Consider the following 15,171-nt stretch of genomic DNA (forward strand, 5'->3'; position numbering starts at 1 on the left):
AAAAAGCCCGGCGTCGGCCGGGCTGGAAAAAGGGTCAGTACAGCGACGGCGCGCCGACCGGCCGGGTTTTGAAGCGGCGGTGCAGCCACAGATATTGCTCCGGTGCCCGCAGGATCTCTTTCTCGATCACTTTGTTCATATAGGCCGCCGCCGCCTGCTCGTCGCTGAGCGGATAGTCTTCCAGGGCCGGTTGAATCAGCAGGTCGTAACCGCGGCCCCCTTCGCGGCGGATCAGCACCACCGGCACCAGCGCCGGGTTGGCCATGCGCGCCAGCATAAAGGTGCCGCTGGTGGTCGCGGCCTGATCGACGGCGAACAGCGGGGCGAATACGCTGCCGCGCGGGCCGTAGTCCTGATCCGGCGCGAACCACACCGCCTCGCCGCGCTTGAGTGCGTGCACCATGCCGCGCAGATCCTTGCGATCGATCATCGCCTTGTTGGAGCGCATACGGCCCTTGGTCTGGGCCCACTCCATCGCTTTGTTGTTGTGCGGGCGGTACATCGCCATCATCGGCTGACACAGGCCCATAGCCCGGCCGCCCAGCTCCAGCGACATAAAGTGCACGCCGATCACCAGCACGCCGCGATCGTCACGCTGCGCCAGGTTAAGGTGGTTGATGCCGGAGACGTTGAACCAGCGCTTGACGCGTTTATCCGGCCAGAACCAGGCCATGCCGGTTTCCAACAGGCCCATGCCGAGGGATTCGAAGTTGCCCACCACTTTGCGCTCGCGCTGCGCTTCGTCCATCTCGGGGAAGCACAGTTCAAGGTTGCGGCGGGTGATGGTGACGCGACGCTTGAGAAAACGCATCGAGGTACGCCCCATCCACACCCCCAGCCGGTAAAGCAACGGATAGGGGAGCTGGACCAGCAGGAACAGCAGGGCGAGGCCGAACCAGGTGAGCCAGTAGCGCGGGTGCAGCAAGGCCAGTTGAAATGCTTTGGCTGATTTCATAGAAACTCGTTTTATACGTTAAAAAGGGGCAGCAAGCTGTAACGCATAAAGGTTCCACTCGATAGCGATACGACCACTCAGACACCCGGGCACGACCAGGGTTTAGTCGGGATTCCATAATTGACTAAACATTTACATTCGAAGGGCGGTTTGCGCTGCTATCAGGCTTCGGAGGGATAGCTGTTGGCCAGCGGAGGCGGCTCTAGGAATGCTTATGCTAGCACAGGGTACGGGGTGTGGCGGAAGAGGGGCATGCGAATATTCTCATTCGCGTTGCCCCTAAGTTGAAGATTGGCGCGTTTTATAGGCTGGGAATGATAATCGCGGCGAAGATTGCAGCGATCACCAGCCATTTCAGCAGGTAGTAACCGCGGCGGTTGCGTGCTTTCAGGCGCTGACCGGCATCGCGCACCGCGTTGACGTATTTGAAGATGCGGTTGATGCCGCCGGTGCGGTCCTGGTCGTCGTTCGGCGAGCTGGCCGCAGACATCAGCGTAGAGCCGACCCAGTGGTTGACCGCCTGCGCCCAGCGCCACTTCATCGGCCGCTCGACGTCGCAAAATAGAATGATGCGCGTCTGGTCGGTGTCGTTCTGTGCCCAGTGCACGTAGGTTTCGTCGAAGATCACCGCCTCGCCGTCACGCCAGCTGTGCTGTTCGCCATCCACTTCGATGAAGCAGCGATCGTCGTTGGGCGTCATCAGCCCCAGGTGATAGCGCACCGAGCCGGCGTAAGGGTCGCGGTGTTTACCCAAATGGCTGCCGGGCGGCAGCTCGGCGAACATCGCCGCCTTGACCGACGGGATGCGGTTGAGCAGCTCGACGGTTTGCGGGCACAGCGTCTGCGCCGAAGGGTGACTGTCGCTGTACCATTTCAGATAGAAACGTTTCCAGCCGCGTTTGAAGAAGGTGTTGAAGCCGGCATCGTTGTGCGACTGCGCCTTTTTGATGTGATCCTGCAGGCGCACCGCTTCTTCGCGGATCACCTGCCAGTTGTCGGTCAGCGTCTGCAGCTCCGGGAAGCCTTTTTCGTCGAAATAGGGCTGTTTGGCGGGCAAACGGGAGAAACCGGTCATAAACATGTTGATCGGCCCCATAAAGGTGGAGTGATCGAACAGTTGGCGGGTAACCTTTTGTTTCTCTTTGCCGCGGGAGTGCGCGTAGAAGAAGCTGACGATGAAAATGCCGATAATGATCGCGGCAACCATAGAATCCATCCCTGTTAATGCTTGTTAAAAATTCATACAAATTATAGTTTTGTGACAGGAAAAATTTAACGTTTTCGTGCTTTTTGACCGGGATTCGCTCGAACGGCATAAAAAAATGAGAAATTTATTTTTAATAAAATTTTATATCGATTTTTTTGGTTTTAGTCCTATTCTTAAATCGTTCAAGGGGCGTTTCATGCCATCTTGTTTCATGATGAATGGCACGTATCTGAAAAAAGAGGGACTTATGAAGAAATCAATCATTGCCTTGTCTGCACTGCTGCTCGCTTCCCCGGTGTTCGCCGCTGAGACCGCGACCGACACCGCCGCTCACGCCAGCAACGAGGTCGTTGCCGAAGCGCACAAAGGGGCGGATACCGCCAAAGAAAAGCTGCACCAGTCTCAGGACAAGGGTGAAGAGCTGAAGCTGAAAGCCAAGCACGCCGCTGAAGGCAAGAGCGACAGCGTCGGCAGCAAAGTGAGCGAAGGCTCGCAAAAGGCCTGGCACTCCACCAAACAGGGTACGGAGAAGGCTTGGGATAAGACCAAGCAAGGGGCGGAAAGCCTCAAGAACAAAGCGACCGAGTAATTTGCTGTCGTCACAACAAGAGGGCCGGGTTTCCGGCCTTTTTTTATGGTTATAATCCGCCACGCTGATGTCGTGCTTTGTCGCCCTGATTAAAACGTGAGAGTATCCTTCATCGATTGGTGACTCCGTCGTAAGTAAGAAGGAAGCCCTATGAGGCCCTATTGGGTAAGGCGTTTATTTACACCTCCGCCAACCTGGACAGGCAGAGCATCGGTTATTTTGGGTCTGCTGGTGTTTGTGGTGTTGAGCGGGCTGGATAGCCTGGGTGTGGAGTTGGACGGGTGGAAGCGCTACGTGATGATCGCGGGCGTGGCGGGTATTTGCTATTTCATTGCCGGATATATTGATAAGCGCATTCCGCGTAAAGCCCCGCCAATGTAGGCACAGGCCAGAAAAAGAAAAAGGCGCTTATCAAATGAGATAAAGCGCCTTTTCAACACGTTAACTGACTAGTATCAGTTCATGCCGTATTTTTTCAGCTTCTTGCGCAGCGTGCCGCGGTTGATGCCCATCATCAGGGCTGCGCGGGTCTGGTTGCCACGGGTGTATTGCATCACCATGTCCAACAGTGGCTGTTCAACTTCAGCCAGTACCAGCTCATACAGGTCATTTACGTCTTGACCGTTCAGTTGAGCAAAATAGTTCTTCAGTGCTTGTTTAACCGAGTCACGCAGAGGCTTTTGAGTCACCTGATCTTGTGAGTTAACGGTAGAAACGGTCAGTACGTCAGAATTTACGCGTTGTTCGAACATAGTTCTGTCAGCTCTTTTTTTACGCTAAGATTTTCGAAATATGCCTCCAACGCCTCCAGCTGTTCGCTGGCATCCTCTATGGCGTTGAATGTGCGCCGAAACTGGTCATTCGGAGCGTGTTCCTGGAGATACCAGGACACGTGCTTACGAGCAATCCGGAATCCCTTGCCTTGGCCATAGAAGCCGTGCAATTCCCGAATGTGCCCAATCAACAAGCGCTTCACCTCGCCAAGCGGCAGCGGCGGCAGCAGCTCCCCAGTGTCCAGATAATGCTGGATTTCCCGGAAGATCCAGGGTCTCCCCTGAGCAGCGCGGCCTATCATCAGGGCGTCGGCCCCGGTGTAGTCGAGCACTGCTCTGGCTTTATGCGGGTCAGTAATATCCCCATTCGCGATAATCGGAATGGAAACACTCTGCTTAACTGCCCGAATGCTGTCGTATTCCGCGTCGCCGTTAAACAGACAGGCGCGGGTTCGGCCGTGAATCGTCAGGGCCTGAATACCACAGTCTTCGGCCAGTTGGGCAATCTCTACACAGTTACGATGCTCTGGCGCCCAGCCGGTGCGAATCTTCAGCGTTACCGGCACATCCACCGCGTCAACCACCGCGTGGAGGATCCGTTTTACCAGATCCGGGTACTGCAACAAGGCGGACCCGGCAAGCTTCCGGTTCACTTTTTTGGCAGGGCATCCCATATTGATGTCGATGATCTGCGCGCCGCTGGCCACGTTGATACGCGCGGCGGCGGCCATATCATCAGGATCGCATCCGGCAATCTGCACGGAGCGGATCCCTGGTTCATCGCTATGCACCATACGCAGACGCGACTTATCCGTCCGCCACACCTCCGGGTTGGAGGAGAGCATTTCGGATACAGCCATCCCAGCACCCATTGCATGACAGAGGGTTCTGAACGGGCGATCTGTAATACCGGCCATCGGGGCCGCAATCAGGCAATTAGTAAGCTGGTGGTGTCCAATGCGCATAGACAAAGAGTGACCATACTGTGTCCGCAAGGGCGCGTATATTACGCATTTTTGCGTCGAGATGAAAGGCCAAACTTTAACCAATTGGCCCGATATTAGGACGAAAAATACGCTACGCGGTGATTCATAAAAATATTATATATATTTTACAATAAGTTGACGAAAAGTGCTTGTTTTGTGTGCGGCAAAATATTCGCCTTTGCGCAGAATATTATCTGCATTCACCCGCGTTTTTTGCCGAGATAGCCTGTCTGGAAGGCGCATTGTCAGGGCGATCCGTCGTTGAGCGGCGAAAAATTGCATAAAATTTTGTCTCGCCCGCAGGCCGATCGTCAGGCAAAAAAAATCCACCGGCGCAGGGCCGGTGGATGAGGGGGCAATAGACCGTGACGCTTACTTGCGGCGGCCGGTGATGCGACACCACTCTTCACGCTCGGCGACCGGGTCGAGCGTGAACTTCTCTTCGTAGGCTTGCGCAACGCTGCTGGCCTGGCTGGCCAGCACGCCGGACAGCCCCAGATGACCACCGGCCTTCGGCAGGCAACCGATCAGCGGCGCCAGCTCGCGCAGCGGGCCAGCGAGGATGTTGGCGACCACCACGTCAGCCAGCAGGTCTGCCGGCTGGTCTTTCGGCAGATACAGCTCCAGACGCTCTGAAACGCCGTTACGCTGCGCGTTGTCGCGGCTGGCCTGAATGGCCTGGGGATCGATGTCGATGCCGATAGCGCGCGCTGCACCCAGCTTCAGGGCGGCGATTGCCAGGATGCCGGAACCGCAACCGAAGTCGATAACGGTTTTGCCGGCCAGATCGAGGCCGTCCAGCCACTGCAGGCACAGCGCCGTGGTCGGGTGGGTGCCGGTGCCGAACGCCAGGCCCGGATCGAGCATCACGTTGACCGCGTCGGGATCCGGCACGTCACGCCAGCTCGGGCAGATCCACAAGCGCTCGCCGAAGCGCATCGGGTGGAAGTTGTCCATCCACTCGCGCTCCCAGTCCTTGTCTTCCAGCTGTTCTATCTTGTGACGGAAACCGGCGCCCAGCAGCGGGTGCTGTTCCAGCATCGCCACCACCTCGGCCATATCGGTTTCCGCGTCGTACAGGCCGATCACGTCGGTATCGCCCCACAGCAGGGTTTCACCCGGCAAGGGTTCGAACACCGGGTTGTCGTGGGTGTCCTGGAAGGTCACCGACACGGCGCCGCTTTCCACCAGCGCGTCGCTCAGGTCTTCCGCCTGGCTGCCGGTGGTGTTCAGTTTGAGTTGGATCCAAGGCATAGCAATTCTCTTCAAGAGGGTAATGATGACGCCGCCCGGCGCTTTTCGCCGACGACGTTACCGAGATAAAACGCCAACAGGCTGAGCAACAGCGAAGGCACGATAGGGTGCAGCCCCGCCGGCTGCAGGTTGAAGCTGGCCAATAGCGTATAGCATACCGCACCCGACACCATTGAGCTAAGCGCTCCCTGAGCATTGGCGCGTTCCCAATACAGGCCCAGTACCAACGGCCACAGGAACACCGCCTCCAGCCCGCCGAAAGCCAGCAGGTTGAGCCAGATGATCATCTCCGGCGGTCGCCAGGCCGCCAGCAGCACCAGCAGGCCGAGGATCAGCGTGGTCAGGCTGGAGAAGCGCTTGATCAACCGCTCGTTGTGGATCTGCTGCGGCCGCACGCCCAGGTAGAGATCCTTGATGATGGTGGCGGAGGATTGCAGCAGCTGGGCGTTGATGGTCGACATGATCGCCGCCATCGGCGCCGCCAAAAAGATCCCGGCGGCATACGGCGGCAGCACGGTGATCATCAGCGTCGGGATCACCTGATCGGGGATCTTGAGATCCGGCAACACCGCGCGGCCGAGCGCGCCGGCCAGGTGCATGCCGAACATCAGCACCGCCACCACCACGGTGCCGAGCAGAATGCCGCGATGCACCGCCTTGCTGTCCTTGTAGGAGATACAGCGCACGGCGGTGTGCGGCAGGCCGATCACCCCGAAGCACACCAGGATCCAGAACGACGCCATAAACGGCAGGCTGAGGATCTGATCGCCGCCCTGCGGCGACACCAGCGCCGGATCGATCTGCTGCAGCTTGTGCACCGCGCTGTCCAGTCCGCCGGCGGCGTGGATCACCGCCACCAGCAGCAGCACGGTGCCGAGCAGCATCACCAGCCCCTGCATTGCGTCGTTCAGCACGCTGGCGCGGAAGCCGCCGAAGGCGGTGTACAGCGCGATGCTGATGCCGAAGATCAGCAGGCCGGTGTCGTAAGGAATGCCGGCGGCGGTCTCCAGCAGGCGGGCACCACCGATAAACTGCACCGTCATGGCGCCGAGGAACGCCACCAGCAGGCTGAGGCTGGCCAGCCACACCAGCAGGCGGCTTTGGTAGCGGCCATACAGCATGTCATTGAGGGTGATGGCGTTGTAGCGTCGCGCCAGGATGGCGAATTTCTTGCCCAGCACCCCGAGCGACAGCCACACCGCCGGCAGCTGAATCATCGCCAGCAGCACCCAGCCCAGGCCGTATTTGTAGGCGGCGCCGGGGCCGCCGATAAACGAACTGGCGCTGATGTAGGTGGCGGTCAGGGTCATCGCCAGCACAAAGCCGCCCATCGAGCGGTTGCCGAGGAAGTATTCGCTGAGGAAATTCCCGCTCTGGCGGCGGCTGTAGGCGTACACCGACAGGCCGAACACCAGCAGCAGGTAGGCGACCAGCGGCAGGATCACTTCAGTTTGCATCGCGGTCCTCCAGCGAAATGTCGCGGAACACCGTGCGCACCATCAGCCAGCACAGGCCGATGAACAGCAGCGGCACCAGCAGGCAGGCCATTTCGAACCAGTGCGGCAGGCCGGTGACGCCGATAGCGCTGTCCGGCAGGTAGGCCGCCAGCCCCCAGGCCAGCAGGTAGAGCAGCGTCAGCCCCAGTGCCCAGCGCGCTTCGCGGTGCGCCTGAATAAAGCGTTTGTCCATCCGTGTCTCCCATAGGTTTACGGTGATGGATTCATCAAAGGTAGGGAATTTTACGGCATGGCGGCGTTTTGCCAAGCCGTTACTGGCGGTAATGCCAAAGAAAAAGGCCGGTGATTAACCGGCCTTTCGTCAGACGATGCTGCGTGGCTGCCTTAGGTTTCCTGCAGACCCAGCTTCTTCTCCAGATAGTGGATGTTGGTGCCACCGTGCTGGAAGTTTTCGTCGTTCATGATCTTCTGCTGCAGCTCAACGTTGGTTTTGATGCCGTCGATGATCAGTTCAGCCAGGGCGTTCTTCATGCGGGCAATCGCCACGTCACGGTTTTCGCCGAAGGTGATCAGTTTGCCGATCATGGAGTCATAGTACGGCGGTACGGTATAACCGGCGTAGATATGAGATTCCCAACGCACGCCGAAACCGCCTGGCGCGTGGAAGCGGGTGATCTTGCCCGGGCTCGGCAGGAAGGTGTTCGGATCTTCGGCGTTGATACGGCATTCTACCGCGTGGCCGTGGATCTTCACTTCTTCCTGTTTGATCGACAGCGGTTGACCGGCAGCGATGCGCAGCTGCTCTTTGATCAGATCCACGCCGGTGATCATTTCGGTAACCGGGTGCTCTACCTGAATACGGGTGTTCATTTCGATGAAATAGAACTCGCCGTTTTCATACAGGAACTCGAAGGTACCCGCACCGCGGTAGCCGATTTCCACGCAGGCTTTCGAGCAGCGTTCGCCGATGTAACGGCGCATTTCGCTGGTGATGCCCGGTGCCGGCGCTTCTTCGACCACTTTCTGGTGGCGGCGCTGCATGGAGCAGTCGCGCTCGGCCAGATAGATGGCGTTACCCTGGCCGTCGGCCAATACCTGAATCTCGATGTGGCGCGGATTCTCCAGGTATTTTTCCATGTACACCATGTCGTTGTTGAAAGCCGCTTTGGCTTCCGCTTTCGTCATGTTGATGGACTGCTCAAGGTCTTTGTCGCTGCGCACGACGCGCATGCCGCGACCGCCGCCGCCGCCGGACGCCTTGATGATCACCGGATAACCGATGCGCTTGGCGAAGGCACGGTTTTTATCCATGTCGTCGGTCAGCGGGCCGTCGGAGCCCGGTACGCAAGGCACGCCGGCTTTCTTCATGGCGTTGATCGCGGAAACCTTGTCGCCCATCAGGCGGATGGTTTCGGCTTTCGGGCCGATGAAGATGAAGCCGGAGCGTTCAACCTGCTCGGCGAAGTCGGCGTTCTCAGACAGGAAGCCGTAGCCCGGGTGGATCGCCACGGCGCCGGTGATTTCCGCCGCCGAGATGATGGCCGGGATGTTCAGGTAGCTTTTTACCGATGGCGCAGGACCGATGCAGACGGTCTCGTCGGCCAGCAGCACGTGTTTCAGATCGCGGTCGGCCGCGGAGTGAACCGCAACGGTCTTGATGCCCAGTTCTTTACAGGCACGCAGGATGCGAAGCGCGATCTCGCCGCGGTTGGCGATAACAATTTTATCAAGCATGGGGGCGCCTCGTTATTCGATGACGACCAGCGGCTCGTCATATTCGACCGGCTGGCCGTTTTCCACCAGGATGGCTTTCACGACGCCGGACTTGTCCGCTTCGATCTGGTTCATCATTTTCATGGCTTCAACGATGCACAGGGTATCGCCGGCGTTCACTTTCTGGCCCACTTCCACGAAGGCTTTCGCGTCCGGGCTTGGGGTGCGGTAGAAGGTGCCTACCATTGGCGAACGAACGACGTGGCCACTCATGGCCGCCGGTGCCGCCGGGGTTTCTGCCGCAGGTGCGGTAGCAACGGCGGCAGCCAGGGCCGGCTGCTGCTGTGCCGGCATCGCATAGGCCTGTTGCATGACAGGGTAAGCCTGCGCCGGTGCGGCACGGCTGATGCGAACCGATTCTTCGCCTTCAGAGATTTCCAGTTCAGAAATGCCTGATTCTTCAACCAGTTCGATCAGTTTCTTGATTTTACGAATATCCATGAGTGTGATTCCGTACTCTTTTTGTGGAGCAATTAGTGGGTTTTTGACAGACGGTTAACCGCTGCCTGTAAAGCGAAAGCGTAGCCATCCGCGCCGAGGCCGCAAATCACGCCTACCGCCACGTCTGAGAGATAGGAGTGATGGCGGAAAGGTTCGCGGGCGTGCACGTTGGACAGGTGGATCTCGATGAACGGGATCTGCACCGCCAGCAGCGCATCGCGCAGCGCCACGCTGGTATGCGTGAACGCCGCCGGGTTTATCAGAATGAAATCGGTGTTGCCGCGCGCCTGATGAATGCGATCGATCAGCTGATGCTCGGCGTTGGATTGCAGATGGCTCAGGGTAATATCCAATGCGGATGCCTGGTTTTCCAATCCGTTAACAATCTCTGTCAGCGTCGTGCTGCCGTACTTCTCCGGCTCACGCGTCCCCAGCAGATTGAGATTGGGGCCGTTCAGAAGCAAAATGTGAAACTTATCCGCCATTGTGCTGGTATCTCCGGCAATAAAACCATCATCGTAGAAAATAACCCGATGTTATCGATTTGTCACCTGTTAAGGGGCCAATTCACCCTGAGAACAGAAACAAGGTCGGGCATTATAACGATATCGTAGCAATTCGCAGCTAAATACTGGTCTTATCAGCGAAGATATTCAACCCCAAATCGACTAACTCGGGGATCCGTGACAGGAATATGAGCGCTGGAACACAGAAAAAGTTCCGGTCGGCGGCGCGTGTTTTTCAACGACAATAACGCGTGCCGCCGCGTGATTCAGCGCCACCAGGCGCGGAATTTCTTGTAACGCAGGCCCAACAGCGCCACCGCCAGCAGCGCGTAGATGAACGGCTGGGGGGAAAACGTTTTGACCGACCACAGGTAGTGGATGGGGGCGAGGATCGCTGCCAGATAGACGAAGTTATGCAACATTTGCCATTTGGCGCCCAGTTTGCGCATCGCCCACAGCGTCGAGGTGGCCGCCAGCGCCAGCAGGATCAGCCAGGTGAGGATGCCGAGCGTCAGATAAGGCCGATTCACCAGCTCGCTGCCCAACAGGCCGAGGTTGCTCAGCCCAAGCTCCAGCGTGGAGTAGCTTATCAGGTGCAGCGTGCCCCAGGCAAAGCACCACAGCCCCACCAGACGGCGGCAGCGGATCAGTAACGGCTGACGGGCATAGCGCGCCAGCGGGGCGATCATCAGCGTGGCCAGCAGCAGTTTCAGCGTCATCCTGCCGGTAAAATGTTGGATGTCCTTGGACGGATCGGCGCTGAACCAGCCCTGATCTACCGCCAGCACCAACCACAGAAAGGGCAAAAACGCCGCCAGATGCAGGGCGGCTTTCAGCCATTTGATATGAACAGGCGTCAGGCGCACTTAGAAATTCTCCCGCAAATCCATGCCGCGATACAGCGATGCCACCTGATCGGCATAGCCGTTGAACAGCAGCGTCGGTTGGCGTTTGACGTCGAGAATGCCGCCGGAGCCGATGAAACGCTCGGTGGCCTGCGACCAGCGTGGATGATCGACGTGCGGGTTCACGTTGGCATAAAAACCGTACTCGTTCGGCGCGGATTGGTTCCAGGTGGTCGGCGGCTGATCGCGCACCAGACGGATATGCACGATCGATTTGATGCCTTTGAAGCCGTATTTCCACGGCGTGATCAGCCGCAGCGGCGCGCCGTTTTGCGGCGGCAGGGTTTTGCCGTACACGCCGACGGTCAGCAGCGCCAGCGGATGCATCGCCTCGTCCAGCCGCAGCCCTTCGACGTAGGGGTATTTCAGGCCGCCGCCGATAAAGCGATCTTTCTGGCCGGGCATCTGCTCCGGATCGTACAGCGTCTGGAAGGCCACGTAGCGCGCGTTGCTGTTCGGCTCGGCCAGCTTGAGAAGCTTGCCCAGTTCGAAACCGATCCACGGCACCACCATCGACCAGGCCTCGACGCAGCGCATGCGGTAAATGCGCTGTTCCAGCGGGAAACGCTTCATCAGATCGTCGATATCCAGCGTTATCGGCTTCGCCACTTCGCCGTCGATGCGCACTTTCCAGCCTTCGGTTTTCAGCCCGCCGGCGTTGGCGGCCGGATCGGCTTTGTCGAGGCCGAATTCATAGAAGTTGTTGTAGCCGGTGACCTTGTCTTCCGGCGTCATTGCCAGCTGCGCCTGCCAGGCGGCCGGCTTGCTGAATTCCAGCGCTTTGCCCGGCGGCGCCTTGGGGCGATCGTTGCCTTTGAACCACGACAGCAGGTCCGCCCGTGCGCCGGTAGGCAGCGCCAGCGTAGCGGCGGTGATGCCGAGCGCCTGCAGCACTTTGCGCCGCTGGTGGAACACGCTCTCCGGCGTGACGTCGGCCTCGGTCAATTTCGGGTGTTTGTTCATGCTTATGTTCTCCGCGACTGATTCCCGCCGCCTGCGAGCGGCTAACGGGTCTCCATGAAATAAGCATGGCGCTAAAGCCGGCAGGAAGCGAGGGGACGCGGGAAAATATGAAATTTCGCAGAAGCGGGTGAACCCCCGTTGCCGGGGGGAGAAGATCAGCGGATTTTCACCAGGGTGCGGCCGGTGATTTGGTTGTTCAGCAGCGCGGCGGCGGTGGCCGGCGCCTGCTCGAGGGTGATTTCATGCGTGGCCTGCTGATAGAAGCTGTCCGGCAGAATACCGGCCAGCCGCTCCCAGGCGGTTTGGCGGCGGTGCAGCGGCGTATGTACCGAATCCACGCCCTGCAGACGCACGTTGCGCAGAATGAACGGCATCACGGTGGTCGGCAGCTGATAACCGCCCGCCAGGCCGCAGGCGGCGACGGTGCCGTTATAGTTCATCTGCGCCAGCACCCGCGCCAGCAGTTTGTCGCCGACGGTGTCCACCGCGCCGGCCCACAGCTGTTTCTCCAGCGGGCGCGGCGTGTCGATATAGCCATCGCGCGACATCACCTCTTTGGCGCCGAGCGCTTTCAGGTAGTCGGTATTGCTATCGCGGCCGCTGATGGCGGTCACCCGATAGCCCAACGCCGCCAGCAGGGCGATGGCGGTGCTGCCCACGCCGCCGCTGGCGCCGGTCACCAGAATATCGCCGTCGTCCGGGTGCACGCCGCCTTCCTCCAGCGCCATGACGCACAGCATGGCGGTAAAGCCGGCGGTGCCGATGATCATCGCCTTGCGCTCATCCAGGCCGTTCGGCAGCGGTACCAGCCATTCGCCCGAGACGCGCGCCTGCTCGGCCAGGCCGCCCCAGTGATGTTCACCTACGCCCCAGCCGGTGAGCACCACGCTTTGCCCCTCTTTGAAGCGATCGTCGCGGCTGTGGCGCACGGTGCCGGCGAAGTCGATGCCCGGCACCATCGGGAAGTTGCGCACGATCTTGCCTTTGCCGGTGATCGCCAGCGCATCCTTATAATTTAGGCTGGACCAGTTGATGTCGACGGTGACATCGCCTTCCGGCAACCGGTCGCTGCCGATATCTTTGATTTGAGCCAGAGTTTGGTCGTCTTGTTGTTCCAATAACAGTGCACGCATGTCACTCTTCCTCTCGTTTACACTTTTCTATCAATGGCTGAATCACATTTATTTGACTATATGCATAATAAGCGGCCCAAGTCCTGATAAAGGACAAAAACGGCGCTTGCAGGTTTAATTCTTCAGCAAGGCTTGTTAGGGTTGGACGGCCCCTTTTAGCTAAAGGGTGAACACTCACTTAACCATAGCGGACAAGGCACAGGGATGCGATTTACCACCAAACTCTCTGCATTGATCACTCTGTTGGTCGCGCTGGCGATGTTTTTGATGCTGATGGGATGCTCATACAGCTTCTTTTACGTTACCCAGGATCGCCAGGAGCGTCGCTTTGATTCGCTGGTTACCTCTCTCGATCAGGCCATGTTGCACGAATCGCCGCGCGATCAGGAGAAATGGTTGCCGATCGTCATGCGCCCGCTCGGCATCGTGTCGATCCGCGTAGAGGCCGGCACCAGCCAGTTTCTCAACTATAAATTGCCGACGCTGAAAAAAGAGCCCTGGGATACGCTGAACGGCTATCGTCAGGTCTCGCGCCCCCTGTTGCAACATCCGGGCAGCACGCTGTACATCACTTACCTCGATCCCTTCGCCAGCGACGTGCGCACGTTGCAGTCCACCGCCGCCGTCACGCTGTCGATCGTCGTCATGGTGGTGGTTTTGCTGTTCAGCCTGCGCTGGTTGCGTGAGCAGGCCGACGGTGAAGATCGCCTGGAACGCCGCGCGCGGCGCATTCTGAACGGCGAGCGTGAAAACGTCATGCAGGGCGACGTGCGTGAGTGGCCGGCCAACGTCAGCGGCGCGCTCGATCGCCTGCTGGCCGATCTGGCGGAAGCGCGGGAAGAGCGCAGCCGGGTCGATACGCTGATCCGCGCCTTCGCCGCGCAGGACGCCAAAACCGGGCTGAATAATCGCCTGTTCTTCGATAATCAATTGACCACTCAGCTGGAAGACGAAGGTTCGCACGGCATCGTGATGATGGTGCGGCTGCCCGATTTCGAGACCCTGCGCGACACGCACGGCAGCGTGGCGGTCCAGGAGCTGATGTATTCGCTGGTCAACCTGCTGTCTACCTTCGTGATGCGCTACCCCTCGGCGCTGCTGGCGCGCTATTTCCACAGCGATTTTACCGTGCTGTTGCCGCATCGAACCCTGAAGGAGGCCGACGGCATCGCGTCACAGCTGGTCAACGCCATCGATGCCTTGCCTTCCACGGCGCTGATCGATCGTGAGGCCTTCCTGCACATCGGCATCGTGGCGTACCGCAGCGGGCAAACCACGGAGCAGGTGATCGATTACGCGGAGCAGGCGACGCGCCACGCTACGCTGCAGGGCGAGAACGGCTGGTATGTGTACGACAGCCAGGTGCCGGAAAAGGGGCGCGGCAGCGTCAAGTGGCGCACGTTGCTGGAACAGGTACTGGCGCGCGGCGGCCCGCGGCTGTATCAGAAACCGGCGGTGACCGTGGCAGGCGAGGTACACCATCTTGAGATCATGAGCCGGATTTATGACGGCTCCCAGGAGTTGCTGCCGGCGGAATATATGCCGCTGGTGCAGCAACTGGGGTTGGCGGAGAGTTACGATCGCCAACAGGTGAGCCGCATCATCCCCTTGCTGGCGCAATGGCCTGAGGAAACGCTGGCGTTTCCGCTGTGCGTCGACTCGATTTTGCAGCGTTCTTTCCAGCGCTGGCTGCGCGATACGCTGTTGCAGTGCGAAAAAAGTCAGCGTAGGCGAATTCTGATTGAACTTGCGGAGGCAGATGTGTGTCAACATATCGACCGTTTGCGTCCGGTGCTGAAGTTGTTGTCAGGGCTGGGCTGCCGCCTCGCGGTGTCCAAAGCGGGTTTAACCGTGGTCAGTACGTCCTATATCAAGTCGTTGCAGGTGGAGATCGTCAAGCTCCACCCGGGGCTGGTGCGGAGTATCGATAAGCGGGACGAAAATCAGCTGTTCGTGCAGAGCCTGGCGGGCGCCTGCGCGGGCACGCACGCGCAGGTGTTCGCCGCCAGCGTACGCACGCGCAACGAGTGGCAGACGCTGAAAGAGCGTGGTATCCACGGCGGGCAGGGCGACTTTTTCGCGTCGCCGGAACCGATCGACGTGGGGCGTAAAAAATATTCACGTCGTTATCGTGTTTAAGCTGATTGCCGGACAAAAATTGACGTAGAATGAACGCCGGATCCATCTGGGCCATGTCACCCGTCATTTTGGAGTTTTCTCCAATCTGCC

16 protein-coding genes are annotated in these 15,171 nt (G+C 59.0%); 3 read left to right on the forward strand and 13 right to left on the reverse strand.

Annotated features, from left to right (window positions below; all coding sequences use genetic code 11):
* Positions 1-34: 34 nt before the first annotated feature.
* A complete protein-coding gene (lpxP, locus tag ACUXAC_RS18640; protein ID WP_164268871.1) occupies positions 35-955 on the reverse strand; it encodes a kdo(2)-lipid IV(A) palmitoleoyltransferase in 921 nt (306 codons plus the stop codon).
* Positions 956-1,256: 301 nt separating this feature from the next.
* On the reverse strand, positions 1,257-2,162 hold the full coding sequence (gene lpxO / locus ACUXAC_RS18645) for a lipid A hydroxylase LpxO (protein ID WP_060424607.1): 906 nt from the start codon (positions 2,160-2,162) through the stop codon (positions 1,257-1,259).
* Positions 2,163-2,409: 247 nt separating this feature from the next.
* Between lpxO and ACUXAC_RS18650 the strand changes: the two genes are divergently transcribed.
* Both ACUXAC_RS18650 and ACUXAC_RS18655 read left to right on the forward strand, forming a co-directional pair.
* A complete protein-coding gene (locus ACUXAC_RS18650) occupies positions 2,410-2,751 on the forward strand; it encodes a hypothetical protein (protein WP_016930249.1) in 342 nt (113 codons plus the stop codon).
* A gap of 150 nt (positions 2,752-2,901) precedes the next feature.
* Positions 2,902-3,132 (forward strand): hypothetical protein, encoded by a 231-nt coding sequence (locus ACUXAC_RS18655; protein WP_141960366.1) that lies wholly within the window; start codon positions 2,902-2,904, stop codon positions 3,130-3,132.
* Positions 3,133-3,206: 74 nt separating this feature from the next.
* On the opposite strand, the gene fis is transcribed toward ACUXAC_RS18655, so the two are convergent.
* From fis to acuI, 11 genes are all read right to left on the reverse strand, one after another.
* Entirely contained in the window at positions 3,207-3,503 is a 297-nt protein-coding gene (gene fis, locus ACUXAC_RS18660) for a DNA-binding transcriptional regulator Fis (protein WP_000462905.1), read from the reverse strand.
* A complete protein-coding gene (gene dusB / locus ACUXAC_RS18665) occupies positions 3,485-4,489 on the reverse strand; it encodes a tRNA dihydrouridine synthase DusB (protein WP_004936856.1) in 1,005 nt (334 codons plus the stop codon). Before dusB ends, fis begins: the two co-directional genes overlap by 19 nt.
* Positions 4,490-4,882: 393 nt before the next feature.
* On the reverse strand, positions 4,883-5,764 hold the full coding sequence (gene prmA, locus ACUXAC_RS18670) for a 50S ribosomal protein L11 methyltransferase (protein WP_033636181.1): 882 nt from the start codon (positions 5,762-5,764) through the stop codon (positions 4,883-4,885).
* 11 nt (positions 5,765-5,775) lie between these two features.
* Entirely contained in the window at positions 5,776-7,221 is a 1,446-nt protein-coding gene (gene panF / locus ACUXAC_RS18675) for a sodium/pantothenate symporter (protein ID WP_038879752.1), read from the reverse strand.
* Positions 7,211-7,453 (reverse strand): YhdT family protein, encoded by a 243-nt coding sequence (locus ACUXAC_RS18680; RefSeq protein ID WP_004936865.1) that lies wholly within the window; start codon positions 7,451-7,453, stop codon positions 7,211-7,213. The genes panF and ACUXAC_RS18680 overlap by 11 nt, the downstream gene beginning before the upstream one ends.
* A gap of 152 nt (positions 7,454-7,605) precedes the next feature.
* Positions 7,606-8,955 (reverse strand): acetyl-CoA carboxylase biotin carboxylase subunit, encoded by a 1,350-nt coding sequence (gene accC / locus ACUXAC_RS18685; RefSeq protein WP_004936886.1) that lies wholly within the window; start codon positions 8,953-8,955, stop codon positions 7,606-7,608.
* A gap of 12 nt (positions 8,956-8,967) precedes the next feature.
* Positions 8,968-9,435: an acetyl-CoA carboxylase biotin carboxyl carrier protein gene (accB, locus tag ACUXAC_RS18690; RefSeq protein WP_038879746.1), complete on the reverse strand. Its 468-nt coding sequence runs from the start codon at positions 9,433-9,435 to the stop codon at positions 8,968-8,970.
* A 32-nt stretch (positions 9,436-9,467) separates the two neighbouring features.
* Positions 9,468-9,920: a type II 3-dehydroquinate dehydratase gene (gene aroQ / locus ACUXAC_RS18695; protein WP_004936891.1), complete on the reverse strand. Its 453-nt coding sequence runs from the start codon at positions 9,918-9,920 to the stop codon at positions 9,468-9,470.
* Positions 9,921-10,207: 287 nt separating this feature from the next.
* Entirely contained in the window at positions 10,208-10,807 is a 600-nt protein-coding gene (gene msrQ, locus ACUXAC_RS18700) for a protein-methionine-sulfoxide reductase heme-binding subunit MsrQ (RefSeq protein WP_047729766.1), read from the reverse strand.
* Positions 10,808-11,809, reverse strand: coding sequence for a protein-methionine-sulfoxide reductase catalytic subunit MsrP (gene msrP / locus ACUXAC_RS18705; RefSeq protein ID WP_047729767.1), 1,002 nt, complete (start codon positions 11,807-11,809; stop codon positions 10,808-10,810).
* A 155-nt stretch (positions 11,810-11,964) separates the two neighbouring features.
* Positions 11,965-12,942, reverse strand: a complete 978-nt coding sequence (gene acuI, locus ACUXAC_RS18710; protein ID WP_047729768.1) for an acrylyl-CoA reductase (NADPH) — start codon at positions 12,940-12,942, stop codon at positions 11,965-11,967.
* Between the two features lie 204 nt (positions 12,943-13,146).
* Here acuI and csrD point away from each other — a divergent pair, with 204 nt between their 5' ends.
* A complete protein-coding gene (gene csrD, locus ACUXAC_RS18715) occupies positions 13,147-15,081 on the forward strand; it encodes an RNase E specificity factor CsrD (protein WP_387445043.1) in 1,935 nt (644 codons plus the stop codon).
* Positions 15,082-15,171: the final 90 nt, after the last annotated feature.

It is taken from the genome of Serratia sp. 121840015-1 (assembly GCF_053627655.1).

Excerpts from the sequence above, each read along its gene's own strand:
- ACUXAC_RS18680 (WP_004936865.1), bottom strand. The coding sequence starts at position 7,453 with ATGGACAAACGCTTTATTCAGGCGCACCGCGAAGCGCGCTGGGCACTG.
- msrP (WP_047729767.1), bottom strand. The coding sequence starts at position 11,809 with ATGAACAAACACCCGAAATTGACCGAGGCCGACGTCACGCCGGAGAGC.
- prmA (WP_033636181.1), bottom strand. The coding sequence starts at position 5,764 with ATGCCTTGGATCCAACTCAAACTGAACACCACCGGCAGCCAGGCGGAA.
- ACUXAC_RS18655 (WP_141960366.1), top strand. The coding sequence starts at position 2,902 with ATGAGGCCCTATTGGGTAAGGCGTTTATTTACACCTCCGCCAACCTGG.
- panF (WP_038879752.1), bottom strand. The coding sequence starts at position 7,221 with ATGCAAACTGAAGTGATCCTGCCGCTGGTCGCCTACCTGCTGCTGGTG.
- acuI (WP_047729768.1), bottom strand. The coding sequence starts at position 12,942 with ATGCGTGCACTGTTATTGGAACAACAAGACGACCAAACTCTGGCTCAA.
- ACUXAC_RS18650 (WP_016930249.1), top strand. The coding sequence starts at position 2,410 with ATGAAGAAATCAATCATTGCCTTGTCTGCACTGCTGCTCGCTTCCCCG.
- lpxO (WP_060424607.1), bottom strand. The coding sequence starts at position 2,162 with ATGGTTGCCGCGATCATTATCGGCATTTTCATCGTCAGCTTCTTCTAC.
- fis (WP_000462905.1), bottom strand. The coding sequence starts at position 3,503 with ATGTTCGAACAACGCGTAAATTCTGACGTACTGACCGTTTCTACCGTT.
- accB (WP_038879746.1), bottom strand. The coding sequence starts at position 9,435 with ATGGATATTCGTAAAATCAAGAAACTGATCGAACTGGTTGAAGAATCA.
- lpxP (WP_164268871.1), bottom strand. The coding sequence starts at position 955 with ATGAAATCAGCCAAAGCATTTCAACTGGCCTTGCTGCACCCGCGCTAC.
- dusB (WP_004936856.1), bottom strand. The coding sequence starts at position 4,489 with ATGCGCATTGGACACCACCAGCTTACTAATTGCCTGATTGCGGCCCCG.
- accC (WP_004936886.1), bottom strand. The coding sequence starts at position 8,955 with ATGCTTGATAAAATTGTTATCGCCAACCGCGGCGAGATCGCGCTTCGC.
- aroQ (WP_004936891.1), bottom strand. The coding sequence starts at position 9,920 with ATGGCGGATAAGTTTCACATTTTGCTTCTGAACGGCCCCAATCTCAAT.
- csrD (WP_387445043.1), top strand. The coding sequence starts at position 13,147 with ATGCGATTTACCACCAAACTCTCTGCATTGATCACTCTGTTGGTCGCG.